This window comes from Actinomadura sp. (genome assembly GCF_044508335.1).
Classification (GTDB): Bacteria; Actinomycetota; Actinomycetes; order Streptosporangiales; family Streptosporangiaceae; genus Spirillospora.
Genome location: NZ_JBIQHY010000002.1, coordinates 63,133 through 79,283, shown reverse-complemented (window position 1 = coordinate 79,283; position 16,151 = coordinate 63,133). Strand labels below are relative to the sequence as shown.

General features: G+C 73.4%; 20 protein-coding genes, 3 tRNA genes and 2 pseudogenes. 13 read left to right on the top strand and 12 right to left on the bottom strand.

Annotated elements, in window-relative coordinates:
* Nucleotides 1-7 precede the first annotated feature (7 nt).
* From ACIWVC_RS01420 to ACIWVC_RS01405, 4 genes are all read right to left on the bottom strand, one after another.
* A complete protein-coding gene (locus ACIWVC_RS01420) occupies nt 8-595 on the bottom strand; it encodes a TetR/AcrR family transcriptional regulator (protein WP_396445867.1) in 588 nt (195 codons plus the stop codon).
* Nucleotides 596-699: 104 nt separating this feature from the next.
* A tRNA-Tyr gene (locus tag ACIWVC_RS01415) sits at nt 700-783 on the bottom strand.
* Between the two features lie 6 nt (nt 784-789).
* Nucleotides 790-862, bottom strand: a tRNA-Leu gene (locus ACIWVC_RS01410).
* A 5-nt stretch (nt 863-867) separates the two neighbouring features.
* Nucleotides 868-941: transfer RNA gene (locus ACIWVC_RS01405), tRNA-Leu, on the bottom strand.
* Nucleotides 942-1,071: 130 nt separating this feature from the next.
* Between ACIWVC_RS01405 and ACIWVC_RS01400 the strand changes: the two genes are divergently transcribed.
* The 4 genes from ACIWVC_RS01400 to ACIWVC_RS01385 are packed head-to-tail and all read left to right on the top strand — an operon-like array spanning nt 1,072 to nt 4,499.
* Entirely contained in the window at nt 1,072-2,532 is a 1,461-nt protein-coding gene (locus ACIWVC_RS01400) for an aldehyde dehydrogenase (protein WP_396445866.1), read from the top strand.
* A complete protein-coding gene (locus ACIWVC_RS01395; protein ID WP_396445865.1) occupies nt 2,529-3,263 on the top strand; it encodes an SDR family oxidoreductase in 735 nt (244 codons plus the stop codon). The genes ACIWVC_RS01400 and ACIWVC_RS01395 overlap by 4 nt, the downstream gene beginning before the upstream one ends.
* A complete protein-coding gene (locus ACIWVC_RS01390; protein WP_396445864.1) occupies nt 3,260-4,099 on the top strand; it encodes an NAD(P)-dependent oxidoreductase in 840 nt (279 codons plus the stop codon). The genes ACIWVC_RS01395 and ACIWVC_RS01390 overlap by 4 nt, the downstream gene beginning before the upstream one ends.
* Nucleotides 4,092-4,499: a carboxymuconolactone decarboxylase family protein gene (locus ACIWVC_RS01385; protein ID WP_396445863.1), complete on the top strand. Its 408-nt coding sequence runs from the start codon at nt 4,092-4,094 to the stop codon at nt 4,497-4,499. The genes ACIWVC_RS01390 and ACIWVC_RS01385 overlap by 8 nt, the downstream gene beginning before the upstream one ends.
* Here the strand turns inward: ACIWVC_RS01385 and ACIWVC_RS01380 are convergent.
* Nucleotides 4,496-5,059 carry an acetamidase/formamidase family protein gene (locus tag ACIWVC_RS01380; RefSeq protein WP_396445862.1) on the bottom strand — a complete coding sequence of 188 codons (564 nt, stop codon included), beginning with the start codon at nt 5,057-5,059 and terminating at the stop codon, nt 4,496-4,498. The genes ACIWVC_RS01385 and ACIWVC_RS01380 overlap by 4 nt on opposite strands.
* 153 nt (nt 5,060-5,212) lie before the next feature.
* Here ACIWVC_RS01380 and ACIWVC_RS01375 point away from each other — a divergent pair, with 153 nt between their 5' ends.
* Together ACIWVC_RS01375 and ACIWVC_RS01370 are read left to right on the top strand one after the other, a co-directional pair.
* A complete protein-coding gene (locus ACIWVC_RS01375) occupies nt 5,213-5,617 on the top strand; it encodes a beta-propeller domain-containing protein (protein ID WP_396445861.1) in 405 nt (134 codons plus the stop codon).
* A 16-nt stretch (nt 5,618-5,633) separates the two neighbouring features.
* Nucleotides 5,634-6,146 (top strand): annotated as a pseudogene (locus ACIWVC_RS01370) (beta-propeller domain-containing protein); the annotation flags it as partial.
* 31 nt (nt 6,147-6,177) lie between these two features.
* On the opposite strand, the gene ACIWVC_RS01365 reads toward ACIWVC_RS01370, so the two are convergent.
* The 3 genes from ACIWVC_RS01365 to ACIWVC_RS01355 all read right to left on the bottom strand — a co-directional run bounded on the left by ACIWVC_RS01365 (nt 6,178) and on the right by ACIWVC_RS01355 (nt 9,218).
* On the bottom strand, nt 6,178-7,299 hold the full coding sequence (locus ACIWVC_RS01365; RefSeq protein ID WP_396445860.1) for a D-alanine--D-alanine ligase family protein: 1,122 nt from the start codon (nt 7,297-7,299) through the stop codon (nt 6,178-6,180).
* A gap of 63 nt (nt 7,300-7,362) precedes the next feature.
* Nucleotides 7,363-8,352 (bottom strand): NAD(P)H-dependent glycerol-3-phosphate dehydrogenase, encoded by a 990-nt coding sequence (locus ACIWVC_RS01360; RefSeq protein ID WP_396445960.1) that lies wholly within the window; start codon nt 8,350-8,352, stop codon nt 7,363-7,365.
* 17 nt (nt 8,353-8,369) lie between these two features.
* Nucleotides 8,370-9,218, bottom strand: coding sequence for a lysophospholipid acyltransferase family protein (locus tag ACIWVC_RS01355; RefSeq protein ID WP_396445859.1), 849 nt, complete (start codon nt 9,216-9,218; stop codon nt 8,370-8,372).
* Nucleotides 9,219-9,319: 101 nt separating this feature from the next.
* Between ACIWVC_RS01355 and cofC the strand changes: the two genes are divergently transcribed.
* On the top strand, nt 9,320-9,997 hold the full coding sequence (cofC, locus tag ACIWVC_RS01350) for a 2-phospho-L-lactate guanylyltransferase (protein WP_396445858.1): 678 nt from the start codon (nt 9,320-9,322) through the stop codon (nt 9,995-9,997).
* A 10-nt stretch (nt 9,998-10,007) separates the two neighbouring features.
* The gene (locus ACIWVC_RS01345) at nt 10,008-10,247 is read left to right on the top strand and encodes a hypothetical protein (protein WP_396445857.1); all 240 of its coding nucleotides are present in this window, start codon (nt 10,008-10,010) and stop codon (nt 10,245-10,247) included.
* A gap of 50 nt (nt 10,248-10,297) precedes the next feature.
* On the opposite strand, the gene ACIWVC_RS01340 is transcribed toward ACIWVC_RS01345, so the two are convergent.
* The 4 genes from ACIWVC_RS01340 to leuC all read right to left on the bottom strand — a co-directional run bounded on the left by ACIWVC_RS01340 (nt 10,298) and on the right by leuC (nt 13,068).
* Nucleotides 10,298-10,576, bottom strand: coding sequence for an HU family DNA-binding protein (locus ACIWVC_RS01340; RefSeq protein ID WP_026403810.1), 279 nt, complete (start codon nt 10,574-10,576; stop codon nt 10,298-10,300).
* Nucleotides 10,577-10,733: 157 nt separating this feature from the next.
* The gene (locus tag ACIWVC_RS01335; protein WP_396445856.1) at nt 10,734-10,922 is read right to left on the bottom strand and encodes a hypothetical protein; all 189 of its coding nucleotides are present in this window, start codon (nt 10,920-10,922) and stop codon (nt 10,734-10,736) included.
* A 146-nt stretch (nt 10,923-11,068) separates the two neighbouring features.
* Entirely contained in the window at nt 11,069-11,656 is a 588-nt protein-coding gene (gene leuD / locus ACIWVC_RS01330) for a 3-isopropylmalate dehydratase small subunit (protein WP_396445855.1), read from the bottom strand.
* A gap of 14 nt (nt 11,657-11,670) precedes the next feature.
* Nucleotides 11,671-13,068 carry a 3-isopropylmalate dehydratase large subunit gene (leuC, locus tag ACIWVC_RS01325; RefSeq protein ID WP_396445854.1) on the bottom strand — a complete coding sequence of 466 codons (1,398 nt, stop codon included), beginning with the start codon at nt 13,066-13,068 and terminating at the stop codon, nt 11,671-11,673.
* A 98-nt stretch (nt 13,069-13,166) separates the two neighbouring features.
* On the opposite strand from leuC, the gene ACIWVC_RS01320 reads away from it, so the two are divergent.
* From ACIWVC_RS01320 to ACIWVC_RS01300, 5 genes and pseudogenes are all read left to right on the top strand, one after another.
* Entirely contained in the window at nt 13,167-13,886 is a 720-nt protein-coding gene (locus ACIWVC_RS01320; protein WP_396445853.1) for an IclR family transcriptional regulator, read from the top strand.
* Between the two features lie 15 nt (nt 13,887-13,901).
* Nucleotides 13,902-14,477, top strand: a pseudogene (locus ACIWVC_RS01315) (glycoside hydrolase family 3 protein); the annotation flags it as partial.
* A gap of 169 nt (nt 14,478-14,646) precedes the next feature.
* Nucleotides 14,647-15,294 (top strand): MerR family transcriptional regulator, encoded by a 648-nt coding sequence (locus ACIWVC_RS01310; protein ID WP_396445852.1) that lies wholly within the window; start codon nt 14,647-14,649, stop codon nt 15,292-15,294.
* Between the two features lie 98 nt (nt 15,295-15,392).
* Nucleotides 15,393-15,779 (top strand): YidH family protein, encoded by a 387-nt coding sequence (locus ACIWVC_RS01305; RefSeq protein WP_396445851.1) that lies wholly within the window; start codon nt 15,393-15,395, stop codon nt 15,777-15,779.
* Entirely contained in the window at nt 15,776-16,081 is a 306-nt protein-coding gene (locus ACIWVC_RS01300) for a DUF202 domain-containing protein (RefSeq protein WP_396445850.1), read from the top strand. Before ACIWVC_RS01305 ends, ACIWVC_RS01300 begins: the two co-directional genes overlap by 4 nt.
* Nucleotides 16,082-16,151: the final 70 nt, after the last annotated feature.

Sequence of the window (16,151 nt, the reverse complement as noted above, 5' to 3'; positions counted from 1 at the left end):
CGTCACCTCACTCCGGGGGGTCGGGCAGGATGAGCTCCGCCATCTCGGCGAGCCGGTCGGCCATGCGGGCGTAGGACGTGTAGCCCATGCCCGCGTGCACGAGCGCGCCGGTGTAGGCCAGCTCCAGCGCGCCGAGGATCTTGGGGTCGTCGTGCTCGCGGAGCGCGGCCCGCAGCCGCTCGCGGATCGCGACGCCGATCCGCATCCGCAGCTCGCGGACGTCGGGGTCGGTGCCGAGCAGCGCGGTGGTGCACGCCGCCGCCAGCTCCGGCTCGTCCGACACCAGCAGGGCGATGTCGCGGAGCGTCTCCACCACGCGGTCGAGCAGCGTGCCGTCCGCCTCGACCGGGGGCAGCGCGCTGAGCCGCCGCCAGAACACCTCGGTGATCAGGTGGTTCTTGGACGCGAAGTAGGTGTAGGCGGTCGCGGGGGCCACGCCGGCGCGCTTGGCCACGTTGCGGACGGTCAGTCCCTCGTAGCCGGTCTCGCCGACCTCCACCACGGCGGCGTCGGTCAGCCGCCGCACCGTGTCGGCCTGCCGCTCGGTGAGGCGGCGGCGGGTGGGCTCGGTCGTCAGCCGCTCATTACCGGACACGTGTCCAGACATTAGTTCAGCAACACGCGCCGCGCAACAGCCGGCCCCGATCAGGGCGCCGGGTCGACCCGGACGCCGTCCGCCTGGCCGGGGGCGCTGCAAGGTGGGGCGGGTGGGATTCGAACCCACTCAGCGCGAGGCGCCTGGGTTACAGCCAGGCCCGACTCTCCGAGCGTCGGCGCCGCCCCGTGTCGTACCTCCGGAGGGATTCGAACCCCCAGCGCACAGCACCTCATGCTGCCGTCTCTGCCGTTGGACTACGGAGGTGTGCGTGCGGCCCCCGGGATTCGAACCCGGAGCGTCCACTTCCTGAGAGTGGTCCCTCTGCCGGTTGGGGTAGAGCCGCGCGGGATCGCGTGGGAGGTGTCGCCCGCGGTGACGTGCTCCACGGTGCCACCGGCGGCAAAAGGGGTGCAACGGGTTTTCCGGGCGCCGGGTCTTGCGCTCCGGCGTGCCCTGAACTGTAGTCTGGACAGGTGTCCAGAACTACCGATCGCTTGCTGCTGCTGGACGGGCGGCTCGTCCCCGGGACGGGCGGCGCCTTCGAGACGATCAATCCCGCGACCGAGGAGGTGCTCGGCACCGCCGCCGACGCCACCGCCGCCGACATGGACCGCGCGATCGGCGCGGCGCGGCGCGCCTTCGACGAGACCGGCTGGGCCGCGGACCACGCGTTCCGGGTCCGGTGCCTGCGCCAGCTCCGGGACGGGTTGCGGCGGCGCTCCGGCGAGCTGCGCGAGCTCACCGTCCAGGAGGTGGGCGCGCCCCGGTTCCTGACGTTCGGGGCGCAGCTGGACGCGCCCGTCGAAGATCTGGGGTGGTTCGCCGACCTCGCCGAGTCCTACGAGTGGGAACGGGACCTCGGGCGGGCCGAGCCCATGGGGATGCCCAGCGATCGGAGGATCCTCCGGGAGGCGGCGGGCGTCGTCGGCGCCATCACGCCGTGGAACTTCCCGCACCAGATCAACCTGGCGAAGCTGGGGCCGGCGCTGGCGGCGGGGAACACGGTGGTGCTGAAGCCGGCGCCCGACACCCCGTGGTGCGCGGCCGTGCTCGGCGAGGTCATCGCCGAGGAGACCGACATCCCGGCCGGCGTCGTCAACATCGTGACGTCGTCCGACCACGGGCTGGGCGCCCAGCTGGCGCGGGACCCGCGCGTCGACCTGGTGTCGTTCACCGGCTCCACCGCGACGGGGCGGAACGTGATGGCGAGCGCCGCCGCCACCCTCAAGAGGGTCTTCCTCGAACTGGGCGGCAAGTCCGCGTTCGTGGTGCTGGACGACGCCGACCTGCGCGCCGCCTGCTCGTACGCGGCGTTCTCCGGCGTCGCGCACGCCGGGCAGGGCTGCGCGATCACGACGCGGATCCTCGTCCCGCGCGACCGCTACGACGAGGCCGCCGAGATCACGGCGGGCACGCTGAGCAGGCTCGGCGCCGGCGACCCCGGCGACGACCGGACGGTCTGCGGCCCGGTCATCTCCGCCGAGCAGCGCGAGCGGATCGAGGGCTACCTGGAGCTGGCCGTCAAGGAGGGCGGGTCGTTCGCGTGCGGCGGCGGGCGCCCGCGGGACCGCGACCGGGGCTTCTGGATCGAGCCCACGCTGATCACCGGGTTGTCGAACGACGCCCGCGCGGCGCGCGAGGAGATCTTCGGGCCGGTGCTGGTGCTGCTGCCGCACGACGGCGACGACGACGCGGTGCGGATCGCGAACGACTCGCCGTACGGCCTGTCGGGCGCGGTGCACGGCGGCGACGCCGAGCGGGCGCGCGCCGTGGCGCGGCGGCTGCGCACCGGGACGGTCAGCGTGAACGGCGGCGTCTGGTACGGCGCGGACGTCCCGTTCGGCGGCTACAAGCAGTCGGGCATCGGCCGCGAGATGGGCGTGGCCGGGTTCGAGGAGTACCTGGAGACCAAGGCGATCGCGGAGGGCGCATGAGGTTCGAGGGGAAGGTCGCGGTGGTCACCGGGGCCGCGCAGGGCATCGGCGAAGCGTACGCGCGGGCGCTCGCAGCCGAGGGCGCGCACGTGGTCGTCGCGGACGTGGACGAGCGCGGCCAGGACGTCGCCGACGACGTCAAGGGCCTGTTCGTCCGGACGGACGTCTCCGACCCGGCGTCCGTGGAGGCCATGGCGGCGGGCGCGAAGGAGCGGTTCGGCGGGATCGACCACCTCGTCAACAACGCCGCCGTCTTCGGGACGATGAAGCTGGACTTCCTCTTCACCGTCGACTGGGACTACTACAAGAAGTTCATGTCCGTGAACATGGACGGCGCGCTGCTGTGCACCCGCGCCTGCCTCCCGTCCATGCAGGAGCGCGGGGGCGGTTCCATCGTGAACCAGTCGTCCACGGCCGCCTGGCAGTACTCCGGCTTCTACGGGCTGGCCAAGGTCGGCGTCAACGGGCTCACGCAGCAGCTCGCGCACGAGCTGGGCGGCATGAACATCCGGGTGAACGCGATCGCGCCCGGCCCGATCGACACCCCGGCCAACCGCGCGGTCGTCCCCGGCGGCATGTCGCAGAAGATCGTCCAGGACAAGATGGCGCTGAAGCGGATGGGCACCCCCGAGGACCTCGTCGGCGCGTGCCTGTTCCTGCTGTCGGACGACGCCGCATGGATCACCGGCCAGATCGTCAACGTGGACGGCGGCGAGGTGTTCCGCTCATGACCGTCGGATTCATCGGGCTCGGCCAGATGGGCGCCCCCATGGCGGGGCACCTCGCCGGGCGGGGGCTGGTGGTGTACGACGCGCGCCCGGAGGCGATGGCGCCGCTGGTGGAGGCGGGCGCGCGGGCGGCGCGGAGCGTCGCGGACGTCGCCGCGCACGCCGAGCTCGTCTCGGTCATGGTGCGGGACGACGCCCAGGTGAACGAGGTGGGCGACGAGGTGCTCGCGAGCGCCCGTCCCGGCACGGTCCTCGCCGTCCACTCCACCATCCGCGCGAAGACCGCCGAGGACCTCGCGGCGCGGGCGAAGCGGTACGACATCGAGGTGGTGGACGCGCCGGTCAGCGGCGGGTTCATGGGCGCGAACGCGGGCAGCCTCGCGGTGATGGTCGGCGGGACGGACGAGGCGTTCGAGCGCTGCCGCGAACCGTTCGCCGCCTGGGCGGGGCTCGTCCTGCACATGGGGCCGGTCGGCGCGGGCACCCGCGCGAAGCTGGCCCGCAACATGCTGCACTTCGTCTCGTTCACGGCCGCCGCCGAGGCGCAGCGGCTGGCGGAGGCGTCGGGAGTGTCGCTGCGGAAGCTGGGCCGGGTCGTGCGGCACACCGACGCGATCACCGGCGGCGCCGGCTCGATCATGCTGCGCCCGACGACCGCGCCGCTGCGGCCGGACGACGACCTCTACGACATCCTGCGCCACACCCGCGACCTGGGCGAGAAGGACCTGACCCTCGCCCTGGAGCTGGCGGACGAGCTGGGCGTCGACGTGCCGCTCGCCCGCATCGCCCGGGAACGCTTCGGCCCCGGCCTCGGCCTGGTGGGAGACACCGATGACTGAGGGCGCGGACGGCCCGCGCGAGCGGCGCGAGCGCGGTCTGGAGATGATGCGGCAGGTCTACGGCTGGGAGATCGGGGACGCGCCCGGCGACTTCTTCGGCATCACCGTCGACCACCTCTTCGGCGACATCTGGACCCGCCCGGGCCTCACCCTGCGGGACCGGCGCCTCCTGCTCATCGGCGTGCTCGCCGGCCAGGGGCTCAACGACGTCCTCGACATCCAGATCCCGGCGGCGCTGGCCAACGGGGAGGTGTCGCCGGACGAGCTGCGCGAGATCGGCATCTTCCTCACCCACTACATCGGCTGGCCGCTCGGCTCCCGGCTCAGCGTCCAGATCGACACCCTGATCGCCGCGCACGAGAAGAGGAAGGGCGGACGGCCGGAGGGCGAGGGCGGTTAGCAGGGGCTCGGCATCAGCATCGGGCCGGTCACCCCGAACCGCTCGGTCCCCCGGCGGGTGAGGTGGACGCGCAGGTCGATCCAGCCCGGCCGCCCGGCGCCGGCGCAGCCGACGCTGCCGCGCGCGGGAAAGTGCAGGTCGCCGGCGGACAGCTTGGCGCCGCGCACCCGCACCGGCAGCAGCACGCGCGACCCGGCGGTGAGCCGGGCGATGCGGCAGCCGCCGACGTCGCGGTCCCGCGCGCCGCCGGGCACCGCCACGGGTGCGGACGGCGCGCAGCCGATGACCCCGGGATGCCCGCCGGCGTCGCGCAGGCCGCCCGGCCGCCCGACGCCGAGCACGTCCACGACGACGACGTCGCCCGGTTCCGCGCCGACGACGACGAGGGGGCCGCACAGCAGGACCCGGGTGCCCCCGGCCTCGCGGCCGGGGCACTCCAGCCGGACCGAGCCGCCGGTGATGACCTCGGCGACGCCGGGGATGTCGGGGTGCCAGTGGTCGTGGCCGCGGACCGGCCGCGTCCTGTCGTCGTCGAGGTCGAATACGGCGGCTGACGTCATCGGGAGCGATCCTCTCGGCTGGACGGCGATGGCTCGATCGTGCCAACCGGCTGTTACCGGGCGGTTTCAACGGTCCGACGTCCGCGTTAGCCCGGCATCACCGCGAATGCGGCACTCGTGGAACCGGGTGGGCGGTGCGCGCGTCCAACGTCCATGCGTGGTCGTCTCTCCGCACCGGCCGCGACGGTTCTGCTGCTGGCCGGGATCGCCGGATGCTCCGGACCGTCCGGTCCCGGAGACCGGCCGAGCCGGGCGCCCGCGGCGCGGCTCATCGCGTCCGGCGGCTGCGACGCCCTCCTTGAGGACCTGCGCAGCGCCACGGCCGAGAAGGTCGGCCCCACCGGATTCGAGGGCCTCCCCGTCCTGCCCGGTGACCAGGTGTGGGCGCTGGGCGGGGGCCGGCTGCCCGGCAGTTCCCCCGCGCCGCGGGAGCACTCCCCGACCAACGCCCACGAGCCCGGCGCGGACGAGCCGGATCTGGTGAAGACCGACGGCCGCAGGATCGCGGTGGTCGCGGGACAGCGGCTCGAGGTCATCGACCCGCCGCCTACGTCGTGACGTTCGGCGGACGGACCCGCTCTACGCGCTCGACCTGACGGACCCGCGCCGCCCCCGCCTCACCGGCGAACTCAAGATCACCGGCTATTCGGCCTACCTGCACCCTGCGGCCGGCGGCCGGCTCCTCGGCGTCGGGCAGGAGGCCGGTACGTCCGGCCGCACGACCGGCCTCCAGGCCTCCCTCTTCGACGTCTCCGGCGAGCCCCGCAGGATCGCCTCCTACACCGTCCCGGGCACCACGTCGCAGGTGGAGTTCGACCCGCACGCGTTCCTGTACTGGCCGAAGTCCGGCCTGACCGTCGTCCCGGTGACGCGGCCGGGCGGCGGGACGGCCGAGGCCCTCACCCTCAAGGTCACCGGCGACGGCATCACGAAGGCCGGGACGGTCCGGCATCCCGGCCTGTACCCGGGCAACGCCGTCACCCGCTCCCTGATCGTGGGCGATACCCTCTGGACGACCTCGGAGGCGGGCGCGCACGCGACCGACGCGTCCACCCTCAAGGGCGGCGACTGGCTCCCGTTCGACTAGCCGCGCCGCCCGCCCGGCGCGGCCGGTCCGGCTAGCGCAGGCCGGTCGGGCGCTTCAGCGCCGTCTGGATGAGCCGGTCGACCAGCGCCGGGTAGTCCAGCCCGGTCGCCGCCCACATCTGCGGGAACGCCGACGCCGGGGTGAAGCCCGGCATGGTGTTGATCTCGTTGAGGATCCAGCGGCCGTCGGGGGTGTGGAAGAAGTCGACGCGGGCGAGGCCCTCGCAGTCGAGGGCCTCGAACGCCTGCACGGCGACGCGGCGGACCTCCTCGATCGCCGCGGGCGGCAGGTCCGGCGGGATGGCCAGCCGGGTGGTGCCGTCGAGGTACTTGGTCTCGAAGTCGTAGAAGTCGTGGCCGCCCGCCATCAGCACCTCGGCGGGCAGGCTCGCCTCGGCCGGGCCGTCGTCCTCGCCCTGGAGGACGCCGCACTCGATCTCGCGTCCCTCGACGGCGGCCTCGACGATCACCTTCGGGTCGTGCTCGCGGGCCGCCTCGACCGCCGCCTCCAGGTCGGCCTCAGCGGTGACGCGGGTGATGCCCATGCTCGATCCGGCGCGGGCCGGCTTGACGAAGACCGGGGTGCCGTCGGCGAGCCCCAGCTCCTTGATCTCGTCGATCTTGCGCTTGCGCTCGCGCCGCCACTCCCGGTCGCCGACCAGGACGTACGGGCCGACGGGCAGGCCGCGCGCCTGCCAGACGAGCTTCATGTACCCCTTGTCCATGCCGACGGCGCTCGCCAGCACCCCGGCGCCGACGTACCGGACGCCCGCGAGGTCGAGGAGGCCCTGGATGGTGCCGTCCTCCCCGTAGGGGCCGTGCAGCAGCGGCAGGACGACGTCGACCTCGGCGAGCGTCTCGGGGATCTCGCCCGGCTGGACGACCATCAGCCCGCGGCTGCCGGGGTCGAACGGAAGGGCGAGGACGCCGCCGCCGCCGGTCACCTCGGGCAGCCGGCCGTCCTCGATCGCGAGCCGCAGGTCGGCGGGCGGGAGCACCCAGCGGCCGTCGCGGGCGATGCCGATCGGCACCACCTCGTACCGGTCCCGGTCGATGGCGGCCATGACGGCGCCGGCGGTCACGCACGAGATCGCGTGCTCGGAGCTGCGCCCGCCGAAGACCACGGCCACGCGGATCTTAGAAACCTGGGACATGACGTCCGACCCTACCGTTGATCAGCCCGCGCGGGCCATGAGCGAACCGGGCGCGGCCGCACATCACACCCCGTACCGCTCGGGCTTCGGGGAGCGCGAGATGAGCGAGACGGCCGCCTCCTTGATCGGCATGCCGTGGTGCAGGACGGCGGTGACCGCCTCGGTGATCGGCATCTCCACGCCGTGCTTGCGGGCGAGCTCCAGCACCGCCTCGGACGACTTGACGCCCTCGGCGGTCTGCTTGGTGGCGGCGATGACCTCGTCCAGGGTCATGCCGCGGCCGAGGTTCTCGCCGAACGTCCGGTTCCGCGACAGCGGCGAGATGCACGTCCCGACGAGGTCGCCCATCCCGGCGAGGCCCGCGAAGGTGTGCTCGTCGGCGCCGAGTGCGGCGCCCAGCCGGGCGATCTCGGCGAGCCCGCGGGTGATGAGCAGGGCCTGGGTGCTGGCGCCGAACCCGAGCCCGACCGACATGCCGACGCACAGCGCGACGATGTTCTTCACCGCGCCGCCCAGTTCGCAGCCGACCATGTCGGTGGAGGTGTAGACGCGGAAGTAGGGGGTCATCGTCGCGGCCTGGAGGCGCTGCGCGACGGACTCGTCCACGCACGCGGCGACGGCGGCGCCCGGCTCCCCGCTCGCGATCTCCCGGGCCAGGTTGGGGCCGCAGAACACGCCGACGCGCTCCTCCGGGACGCCGGCGACCTCGCGGATGACCTCCGACATCCGCAGCGAGGTGCCGATCTCGACGCCCTTCATCAGGCTGACGAGCACCGCGTCCGGCGGCAGGTGCGGCAGCCACTCGCGGAGGTTCTGCCGGAGCGTCTGCGCGGGGACGGCCAGCGCGACGAAGTCGGCGCCCTTCAGCGCCTCCGCCGGGTCCAGCGTCGCGCGCACGCCCACCGGCAGCGTGACGCCGGGCAGGTAGTCGGGGTTCTCGTGCCGCTCGTTGACCGCCTCGACGACCTCGGGCCGGCGGCCCCACAGGACCGCCTCGCCGCCGGCGTCGCGCAGCAGCTTGGTGAACGTCGTCCCCCAGGAGCCGGCGCCCATCACCGCGGTACGGAAGGTCACGAGCCGGCCGCCTTCCGCTTCGCGGCGGACCCGGCCTCCGGCGCGGGCGGCCCCGGCGGCTCCGGGACCGGGGCCGTGACCGCGCGGGCCGCGCGGCGGCGCTCCTCCAGCACCCGGTGGTGGTCGTAGCGCTCCGCGGGCGGCTCCTCGCCGCGCAGCTCGGCGAGCAGGTTCGTGATCGCGTCCATGATGTCGTCGGTCGCGGCCCGCAGCGTCTCCCGGCTGAGCGGCAGCCCCTCGTACCTGGACAGGTCGACGGGCGGCCCGGCGATCACCTTCATCGTCTTGCGGGGCAGCGGGTGGAACCCCTTCTTCAGGCTCCCCGCGAGGCCCGTCTGCTCGCCCTTCTTGTACGGCATCAGCTCGTGCGCGCCCCAGCTCGCCACCGGGACGACCTTGGCGCCCGTCTTCAGCGCCATCCGCGCGACGCCCGTCTGGCCGGTCATCGGCCACAGCTCCGGGTCGCGGGTGCAGCTGCCCTCCGGGTAGAACATCAGGCATTCGCCGTCGACCAGCGCCTTCTCCGCGTCCTTGAGGGCGAGTGCCGCGTCGGCGCGGTCGCGGTACACGGGGATCTGGCCGGTGCCGCGCAGCACGGTGCCGATGAACTTCACGTCGAACAGCGTGGACTTGGCCAGGTAGACGGGGTAGCGGCCCGCCTCGTAGACGAAGTGGGCGAGCGCGAGGGGGTCGGACTCGGAGATGTGGTTGGCGGCGATGATGACGCCGCCCTTCTTCGGGACGTTGCCCCGGCCCCGCCAGTCCCGTTTCAGGAGCCCGAAAAGCAGCGGGCGCAGGATGACGATCGTGAGCTTCCGCCAGCCCGGCGAGTACCCGTGGCTCATGCCCGTCCCCTCCTCATTCCGTCCCCTCCTCGGTTCATCCCCCGGATGAACATGGGGTGTCCTCAAGTGTCGCGGTTGCGTGCGCATAGTGTCGAGTTGCCATGTCTACAACAGCTCGGCCCGCCGCTGCGCACGGCGGGCCTCATCTCCACTGGTCGCTCGTCGTCCCGGTCAAGGTCCTGGCCAGGGCGAAGACCCGCATGGCCGCGGCGGCGGGCCCGCACCGGGAGGCGCTCGCGCGCGCGGTCGCGGCCGACACGGTCGCCGCGGCGCTGCGCTGCGACCGGGTCCGCGACGTGATCGTTGTCACCGACGATCCCCTTCCGGCGGCCGACCTCGCCGCCCTCGGCGCCCGCGTGGTGCCGGACGTGCCGGACGCCGGGCTGAACCCGGCCCTGGTGTACGGCGCCGGCCGGGGCCGGGAGGCGTCCCCGGACGCCGGCGTCGGCGCCCTCTCCGCGGACCTGCCCGCGCTGCGGCCGGACGAACTCGCCCGCGTGCTCGACGCGGCCGCGGCCGTGCCCGAGGCGTTCGTCCCGGACGCGGCGGGCGTCGGCACGACCCTGTACACCGTCCGGCCGGGGGTGCCGTTCGCGCCCGCGTTCGGCGGCGGGTCCCGCGAGGCGCACCGCGCCCGCGGCGCGGCGGAGATCCTCCTGCCCGGCACCGACAGCGTACGCCGCGACGTCGACACCCCGGACGACCTCCGCGCCGCCCTCGCGCTCGGCGCCGGCCCCCGCACCGCCGAGGTCGCGGCCCGGCTGCCGTCGTTGGCCTAGAGTTCCGCTCATGCAGGGGACGGTGAAGGCGTTCGACGCGGAGACCCGGTCGGGCAGCGTGCTGCTCGACGACGGGACGGAGCTGGCGTTCGACGCGGACGCGTTCGCGGCGGGCGGGCTGCGCCTGCTGCGGTTCGGCCAGCGGGTGAACCTCGCCCTCGACGGCGACCGCGTCCGCGCGATCACGCTGTCGACGTTCCCGCTGCCGTCCGGAACGCGCCGCCGTCCCGAGGGCCGCGGGCCGTCCTGAACGCGTCAGCGCCCGGAACCCTGACGGTCCCGGGCGCTGTCGCGGTGAGGCTACTTCTTGCCGGCCACCAGGTTCTTGAAGTCGGCGCCGGCCTTGAACTTCGGCACGGACGTCGCGGGAACCTCGATGGTCTTGCCCGTTGCGGGGTTGCGGGCCGTACGGGCAGGCCGGTCGGCCTTCTCGAACGAACCGAACCCGGTGATCGCGACCTTGTCGCCCTTGGCGACGGCGGTCTGGATCGCCTCCAGGATCGCGTCGACGGCCTCGGCTGCGGCCTTCTTGCTGCCCAGCCGGTCAGAGATGGCGTCGACCAGCTCACGCTTGTTCATGGGTTACTCCTCTGTTCCCCCCTTGCCCGACCGAAACTAAGGGACCTGCTGCATGGACACAATCACCTGCACGCAGAAGTTGGCGTGTCGCTGGCGTTTTTGTCGGCCTCGCCCCCGTCTCGCCGGGTGACCGGACCGGATCCGGTCACTGCGCACGCTAACCGACGCCGGGCCCGTCTTGGAAATCGGCGAGGAACGCCTCCAGCCTGCGGGCCGCCAGCGTGGCGTCCCGTTTCGCCAGATCGGTGATCGCCAGCAGGTGCCGGATGAGCCGCTGCCGCGTCTCCGGCGGGAGCGGCGCGACGGCCTTGTGAGCGTCACGCAACTGGTGCGCGAGCAGCGTCAACGCGGGATCGTCCCACTCGGGCCCACTCCACGGGACCGCGCCCAATTCCGTTCCCCCAAACGCTCGGCGAGCATGGCACGAGGGAAATTGTCCCTGGTGCCCATGCTCGCCGGTGCGTCCGGGGGTGTCTTCGGCGCCGCCGCGGGTCAGACCGTGGTCGGCAACCAGGGGCGGCGGGACTCCTCGTAGGCGCCGATGTCCTCGGCGTGGCGGAGGGTCAGGCCGATGTCGTCGAGGCCCTCCATGAGGCGCCAGCGGGTGTAGTCGTCGATGTCGAAGGAGGCGACGACGCCGTCGTAGCGGACCTCGCGCTCACCGAGGTCGACGGTGATCTCCAGAGAGGGGTCCTTCTCGACGCGGCTCTGGAGGTCCTCGACCTGCTCGCCGGTCAGGATGACGGGGAGCAGGCCCATCTTGGTGGAGTTGTTGCGGAAGATGTCGCCGAAGCGCGGCGCGATGACGACGCGGAAGCCGTACTGCTGCAGCGCCCAGACTGCGTGCTCGCGGGACGAGCCGGTGCCGAAGTCGGGGCCGGCGACCAGGATGCCGGCGCCCTCGTACTGGGGCTGGTTCAGGACGAAGCCGGGGTCTTCGCGCCAGGCGGAGAACAGGCCCTTGTCGAAGCCGGTCCGGCTGACCTGCTTGAGCCAGACGGCGGGGATGATCTGGTCGGTGTCGACGTTGCTGCGGCGCAGCGGGACCGCGCGCCCGGTGTAGGTGGTGAACGCTTCCATCGTGGTTCCTTGGCTCAGAGGTCGGCGGGGGCGGTCAGGCGGCCGGTGACGGCGGTGGCGGCGGCGACGGCGGGCGACACCAGGTGGGTGCGGCCGCCGGGCCCCTGCCGGCCCTCGAAGTTGCGGTTGGACGTGGAGGCGCTGCGCTCGCCGGGCGTGAGCTTGTCCGGGTTCATCGCCAGGCACATCGAGCACCCGGCCTCGCGCCACTCGGCTCCGGAGGCCGCGATGACCCGGTCGAGGCCCTCCTCCTCGGCCTGCTTCTTGACCTTCATGGAGCCGGGGACGACCAGCATGCGGACGCCGTCGGCGACCCGGCGGCCCTCCAGGACGGAGGCGACCGCGCGGAGGTCCTCGATGCGGCCGTTGGTGCAGGAGCCGACGAAGACGGTGTCGACCTCGATGTCGCGGAGCGGCATCCCGGCGGTGAGGCCCATGTACTCCAGCGCGCGCTCGGCGGCCTGGCGCTGGACGGGGTCGGCGAACGACGCCGGGTCGGGCACGGACTCGCCGAGCGGCAGGCCCTGCCCCGGGTTGGTGCCCCAGGTGACGAACGGCGTCAGCTCGGCCGCGTCGATCACGACCTCCTTGTCGAAGACCGCGTCGTCGTCGGTGCGCAGGGACGTCCAGTACTCGACGGCCCTGTCCCAGTCCTCGCCCTGCGGGGCGTGGGGGCGGCCCTTGAGATAGGCGAACGTCGTCTCGTCCGGCGCGATCATCCCGGCGCGGGCGCCGGCCTCGATGGACATGTTGCAGACCGTCATGCGGCCTTCCATCGACAGGGACCGGATCGCCTCGCCGCGGTACTCGATGATGTGGCCCTGGCCGCCGCCGGTGCCGATCCGAGCGATGACCGCGAGGATGAGGTCCTTGGCGGTGACGCCCTCGGGCAGCTCGCCGTCCACGGTGACGGCCATCGTCTTCGGCTGCACCTGCGGCAGCGTCTGCGTGGCGAGGACGTGCTCGACCTCGCTGGTGCCGATGCCGAACGCGAGCGCGCCGAACGCGCCGTGCGTGGAGGTGTGCGAGTCGCCGCAGACGACCGTCATGCCCGGCTGGGTCAGGCCGAGCTGCGGGCCGATGACGTGCACGATGCCCTGCCCGTCGTCGCCCATCGGGTGCAGCCGGATCCCGAAGTCGGAGCAGTTCTTGCGCAGCGTCTCGACCTGGGTGCGCGACACCGGGTCGGCGATGGGCTTGAGCAGGTCCGTGGTCGGGACGTTGTGGTCCTCGGTGGCGATCGTCAGGTCGGGGCGGCGGACCTTGCGGCCGGCCATCCGCAGTCCGTCGAACGCCTGCGGGCTCGTCACCTCGTGCACGAGGTGCAGGTCGATGTAGAGGAGGTCGGGCTCACCCTCGGCGCGACGCACGACGTGCGCGTCGTAGACCTTCTCGGCCAGTGTTCGGCCCATCACTCCCACCTCACCTGATGGTCTGCGGCGCTCCGTCGCGCCGTGGTCTCGGTCACCTCGACTTGCAATCTCATATTACGAGACGTCAATATCAAGACATGGACAACTCTAGCGGAGTCGGCGTACTTGACAAAGCCGTTCTCGTGCTGAACGCGCTGGAGGCCGGCCCGGCCTCCCTGGCCCAGCTCGTCCAGACGACCGGGCTCGCCCGCCCCACGGCCCACCGGCTGGCCGTCGCGCTGGAGCACCACCGCCTCGTGCACCGCGACACCCAGGGCCGCTTCATCCTCGGGCCGCGGCTCGCCGAGCTGGCCGTCGCCGCCGGGGAGGACCGCCTCCTCGCGATCGCCCAGCCCATCCTCGCGCAGCTGCGCGACCTCACCGGGGAGAGCGCCTCGCTGTTCCGCCGCCAGGGGGACGTCCGGGTCTGCGTCGCCGCCGCCGAGCGGACCAGCGGCCTGCGCGACACCGTCCCGGTCGGGGCGGCGCTGCCGATGACGGCGGGCTCGGCCGCGCAGATCCTGCTCGCGTGGGAGGAGCCCGACCGGCTGCACCGGGGGCTGCGCAACGCCAAGTTCGACGCGACCACGCTCGCGTCCGTCCGGCGGCGGGGCTGGGCGCAGAGCGTGGCCGAGCGCGAGCAGGGCGTCGGGTCCGTGTCCGCCCCCATCCGCGGCGCGGGCGGCCGGGTGATCGCCGCCGTCTCGGTGTCCGGCCCCCTGGAGCGGCTGACCCGCTCCCCCGGCCGCCTGCACGCCGGCCCCGTCGCCGCCGCCGCCGAGAAGATCTCCGAGGGGATGCGCCGCACCGCATCCTGAACCCCCGGCCTTAGCCTGCTGTTCCCGAACCCGACGGCGCTGGCCGCGACGTGGGATCCGGCGCTCGCCGAGCGGATCGGGCGGCTGAACGGCGCCCAGGCGCGCGACAGGGGCGTGCACGTCCAGCTCGCTCCGACGGTCAACCTGCACCGGACGCCGCTCGGCGGCCGGCACTTCGAGAACTACTCCGAGGATCCGCTGCTCACGGCCCGCATCGGCGCGGCGTTCGTGCGGGGCGTCCAGTCGGCGGGCGTGGCGGCCGCGGTGAAGCACTTCGTCGGCAACGACTCCGAGACCGCGCGCATGTCCTACGACGCGCGCATCGGCGGGGAGGCCCTGGACGAGCTGTACCTGCGCCCGTTCGAGGAGGCGGTGAAGGCGGGCGCGTGGGCGGTGATGGCCGCGTACAACAAGGTCAACGGCACGCCCATGACGGAGCACCGCGAACTGCTGACGGGCGTGCTGAAGGAGCGCTGGGGGTTCGACGGCGTCGTCGTCTCGGACTGGACGGCGATCCGCTCGACCGAGGAGAGCGCCCGCGCGGGGATGGACGTGGAGATGCCCGGCCTCCCCGCAAGCCCGTGGCGGGGCAGGCTCGTCGAAGCCGTCCGGGCGGGGAGGGTCGCCGAGGAATCGATCGACGACAAGGCGCTCGCTCACCGGCCCGGGGATCGGCACGCGCCTTGGAACCAGTACAACTCGGACGGACATTGGATAGTGCCGGTATCCAATCCCCCGGCCTCGCTACCGTTGGCCTCCGGTGGAGGGGGTTTCGACGGTGCAGATCTCCGAGCTCAGCGATCGGAGCGGGCTGACGGTCCAGACGATCAAGTTCTACATCCGGGAGGGCCTGCTCCCGAAGGGCTCGGCGGTGAGCGCGACCCGCGCGGAGTACGACGCGCGCCACCTGGAGCGGCTCCGGCTGATCAGCGCGCTGCGCGAGGTCGGCGACCTGCCGGTGGCGGCGATCCAGCAGATCATCGCGGCCCTCGACGACGACCGGGTCAGCCTCCACGACCTGTTCGCCACCGTCCAGCACGCGATCGGCCCGCACGTCGCCGCGCCGCACGACCCGCACTGGCGCGCCGCCCGCGAGGACGTCGACGCCCTCATGCGCGAGCTGGGCTGGACGGTCGGCCCGGACGCCCCCGCCCGCGACCTGCTCGCGCACACGTTCGTCGCGCTGCGCCGCCTCGGCTACCCCATCACCCTCAAGGACCTGCGCCCCTACGTACGGGCCGCGGCCGGGGTCGCCGAGCACGAGATCGGCCGGGTCGCCGACGGCGTCCCGCGCGGCCGGGCCGTCCACTCGCTGCTCGTCTCGACCGTCCTCTACGAGCAGGTCCTCACGGCCCTGCACCGGCTCGCCCAGGAGAACGCCTCGGCCCGCCGCTTCGGCGCCCGCTGACCCGCCCGCCCATCCGGCATTTCCCAGATAATCCATCGGAATTGATATTCAGGGCCGGGCAATAGCGCATTCATTTCCGTCGCCTAATATTCATCGTGATGACCGCGACAGAACCCACGGGCTCCGGCGGCAGGTGGACCGACCGCCTGCTCGCGGACGGCAGCGACCCCGACCCCCGCTTCACGCTCGCGAACGAGCGCACGTTCCTGGCCTGGATCCGGACGGCGCTGGCGCTGGTCGCGGGCGGCATCGCCCTCGCGCTCGCCGACGACTTCGTCGAGACGGTGCTGCGGCACGTCCTCGCGACGGTCTTCGCCGCGGCCGGGGCGCTCGTCGCGGCGCTGGCGTTCCGCCGCTGGCTGCGCACCGAGCGCGCGCTGCGCCGCGAGGAGCCCCTCCCGCCGCCCGCGCTCGCGCCGGTCATGGCCTACGGCGTCGCGGTCGCCTCGATCGCCCTGCTGGTCGCGATCCTGGTCGCGCGGTGAGGCCCGGGGACCGGGGGGCGCAGCCGGAGCGGACGGCGCTCGCCTGGTCGCGCACCGCGCTCGCCCTCATCGTCGCCGGGCTGCTGTGCGTGCGGTTCGCGCCGTCGGCGCCCGGCGCGGCCGTCGCGGCGGCGGTCGTCTGCGGCGGCGCCGGACTGCTGCTGCGCCGCAGCCGGGCGAGCCTGCACGCCCGGCGGCGCCGCCCGGCCTCCGGGGGCGCGGCCGACCCGGTCTCCGTCCTGCTGGCGACCGGGCTGGCGATGCTGCTGGCCGTCGTCGCGCTGCTCTTCACCGTCCCCTGAGCCATGCTGGGCGCGCATGGCTGCCCTGCGAAGTCTTCGCTGGTGTCATGGCGGCGCGGCGCTTAACGTC

Bases quoted from the DNA above. Each gene is read 5' to 3' on its own strand.
- ACIWVC_RS01395 (WP_396445865.1), top strand. From the start codon at position 2,529: ATGAGGTTCGAGGGGAAGGTCGCGGTGGTCACCGGGGCCGCGCAGGGC.
- ACIWVC_RS01390 (WP_396445864.1), top strand. From the start codon at position 3,260: ATGACCGTCGGATTCATCGGGCTCGGCCAGATGGGCGCCCCCATGGCG.
- ACIWVC_RS01385 (WP_396445863.1), top strand. From the start codon at position 4,092: ATGACTGAGGGCGCGGACGGCCCGCGCGAGCGGCGCGAGCGCGGTCTG.
- ACIWVC_RS01380 (WP_396445862.1), bottom strand. From the start codon at position 5,059: ATGACGTCAGCCGCCGTATTCGACCTCGACGACGACAGGACGCGGCCG.
- ACIWVC_RS01375 (WP_396445861.1), top strand. From the start codon at position 5,213: ATGCGTGGTCGTCTCTCCGCACCGGCCGCGACGGTTCTGCTGCTGGCC.
- ACIWVC_RS01365 (WP_396445860.1), bottom strand. From the start codon at position 7,299: ATGTCCCAGGTTTCTAAGATCCGCGTGGCCGTGGTCTTCGGCGGGCGC.
- ACIWVC_RS01360 (WP_396445960.1), bottom strand. From the start codon at position 8,352: ATGGGCGCCGGCTCCTGGGGGACGACGTTCACCAAGCTGCTGCGCGAC.
- ACIWVC_RS01355 (WP_396445859.1), bottom strand. From the start codon at position 9,218: ATGAGCCACGGGTACTCGCCGGGCTGGCGGAAGCTCACGATCGTCATC.
- cofC (WP_396445858.1), top strand. From the start codon at position 9,320: ATGTCTACAACAGCTCGGCCCGCCGCTGCGCACGGCGGGCCTCATCTC.
- ACIWVC_RS01345 (WP_396445857.1), top strand. From the start codon at position 10,008: ATGCAGGGGACGGTGAAGGCGTTCGACGCGGAGACCCGGTCGGGCAGC.
- ACIWVC_RS01340 (WP_026403810.1), bottom strand. From the start codon at position 10,576: ATGAACAAGCGTGAGCTGGTCGACGCCATCTCTGACCGGCTGGGCAGC.
- leuD (WP_396445855.1), bottom strand. From the start codon at position 11,656: ATGGAAGCGTTCACCACCTACACCGGGCGCGCGGTCCCGCTGCGCCGC.
- leuC (WP_396445854.1), bottom strand. From the start codon at position 13,068: ATGGGCCGAACACTGGCCGAGAAGGTCTACGACGCGCACGTCGTGCGT.
- ACIWVC_RS01320 (WP_396445853.1), top strand. From the start codon at position 13,167: ATGGACAACTCTAGCGGAGTCGGCGTACTTGACAAAGCCGTTCTCGTG.
- ACIWVC_RS01305 (WP_396445851.1), top strand. From the start codon at position 15,393: ATGACCGCGACAGAACCCACGGGCTCCGGCGGCAGGTGGACCGACCGC.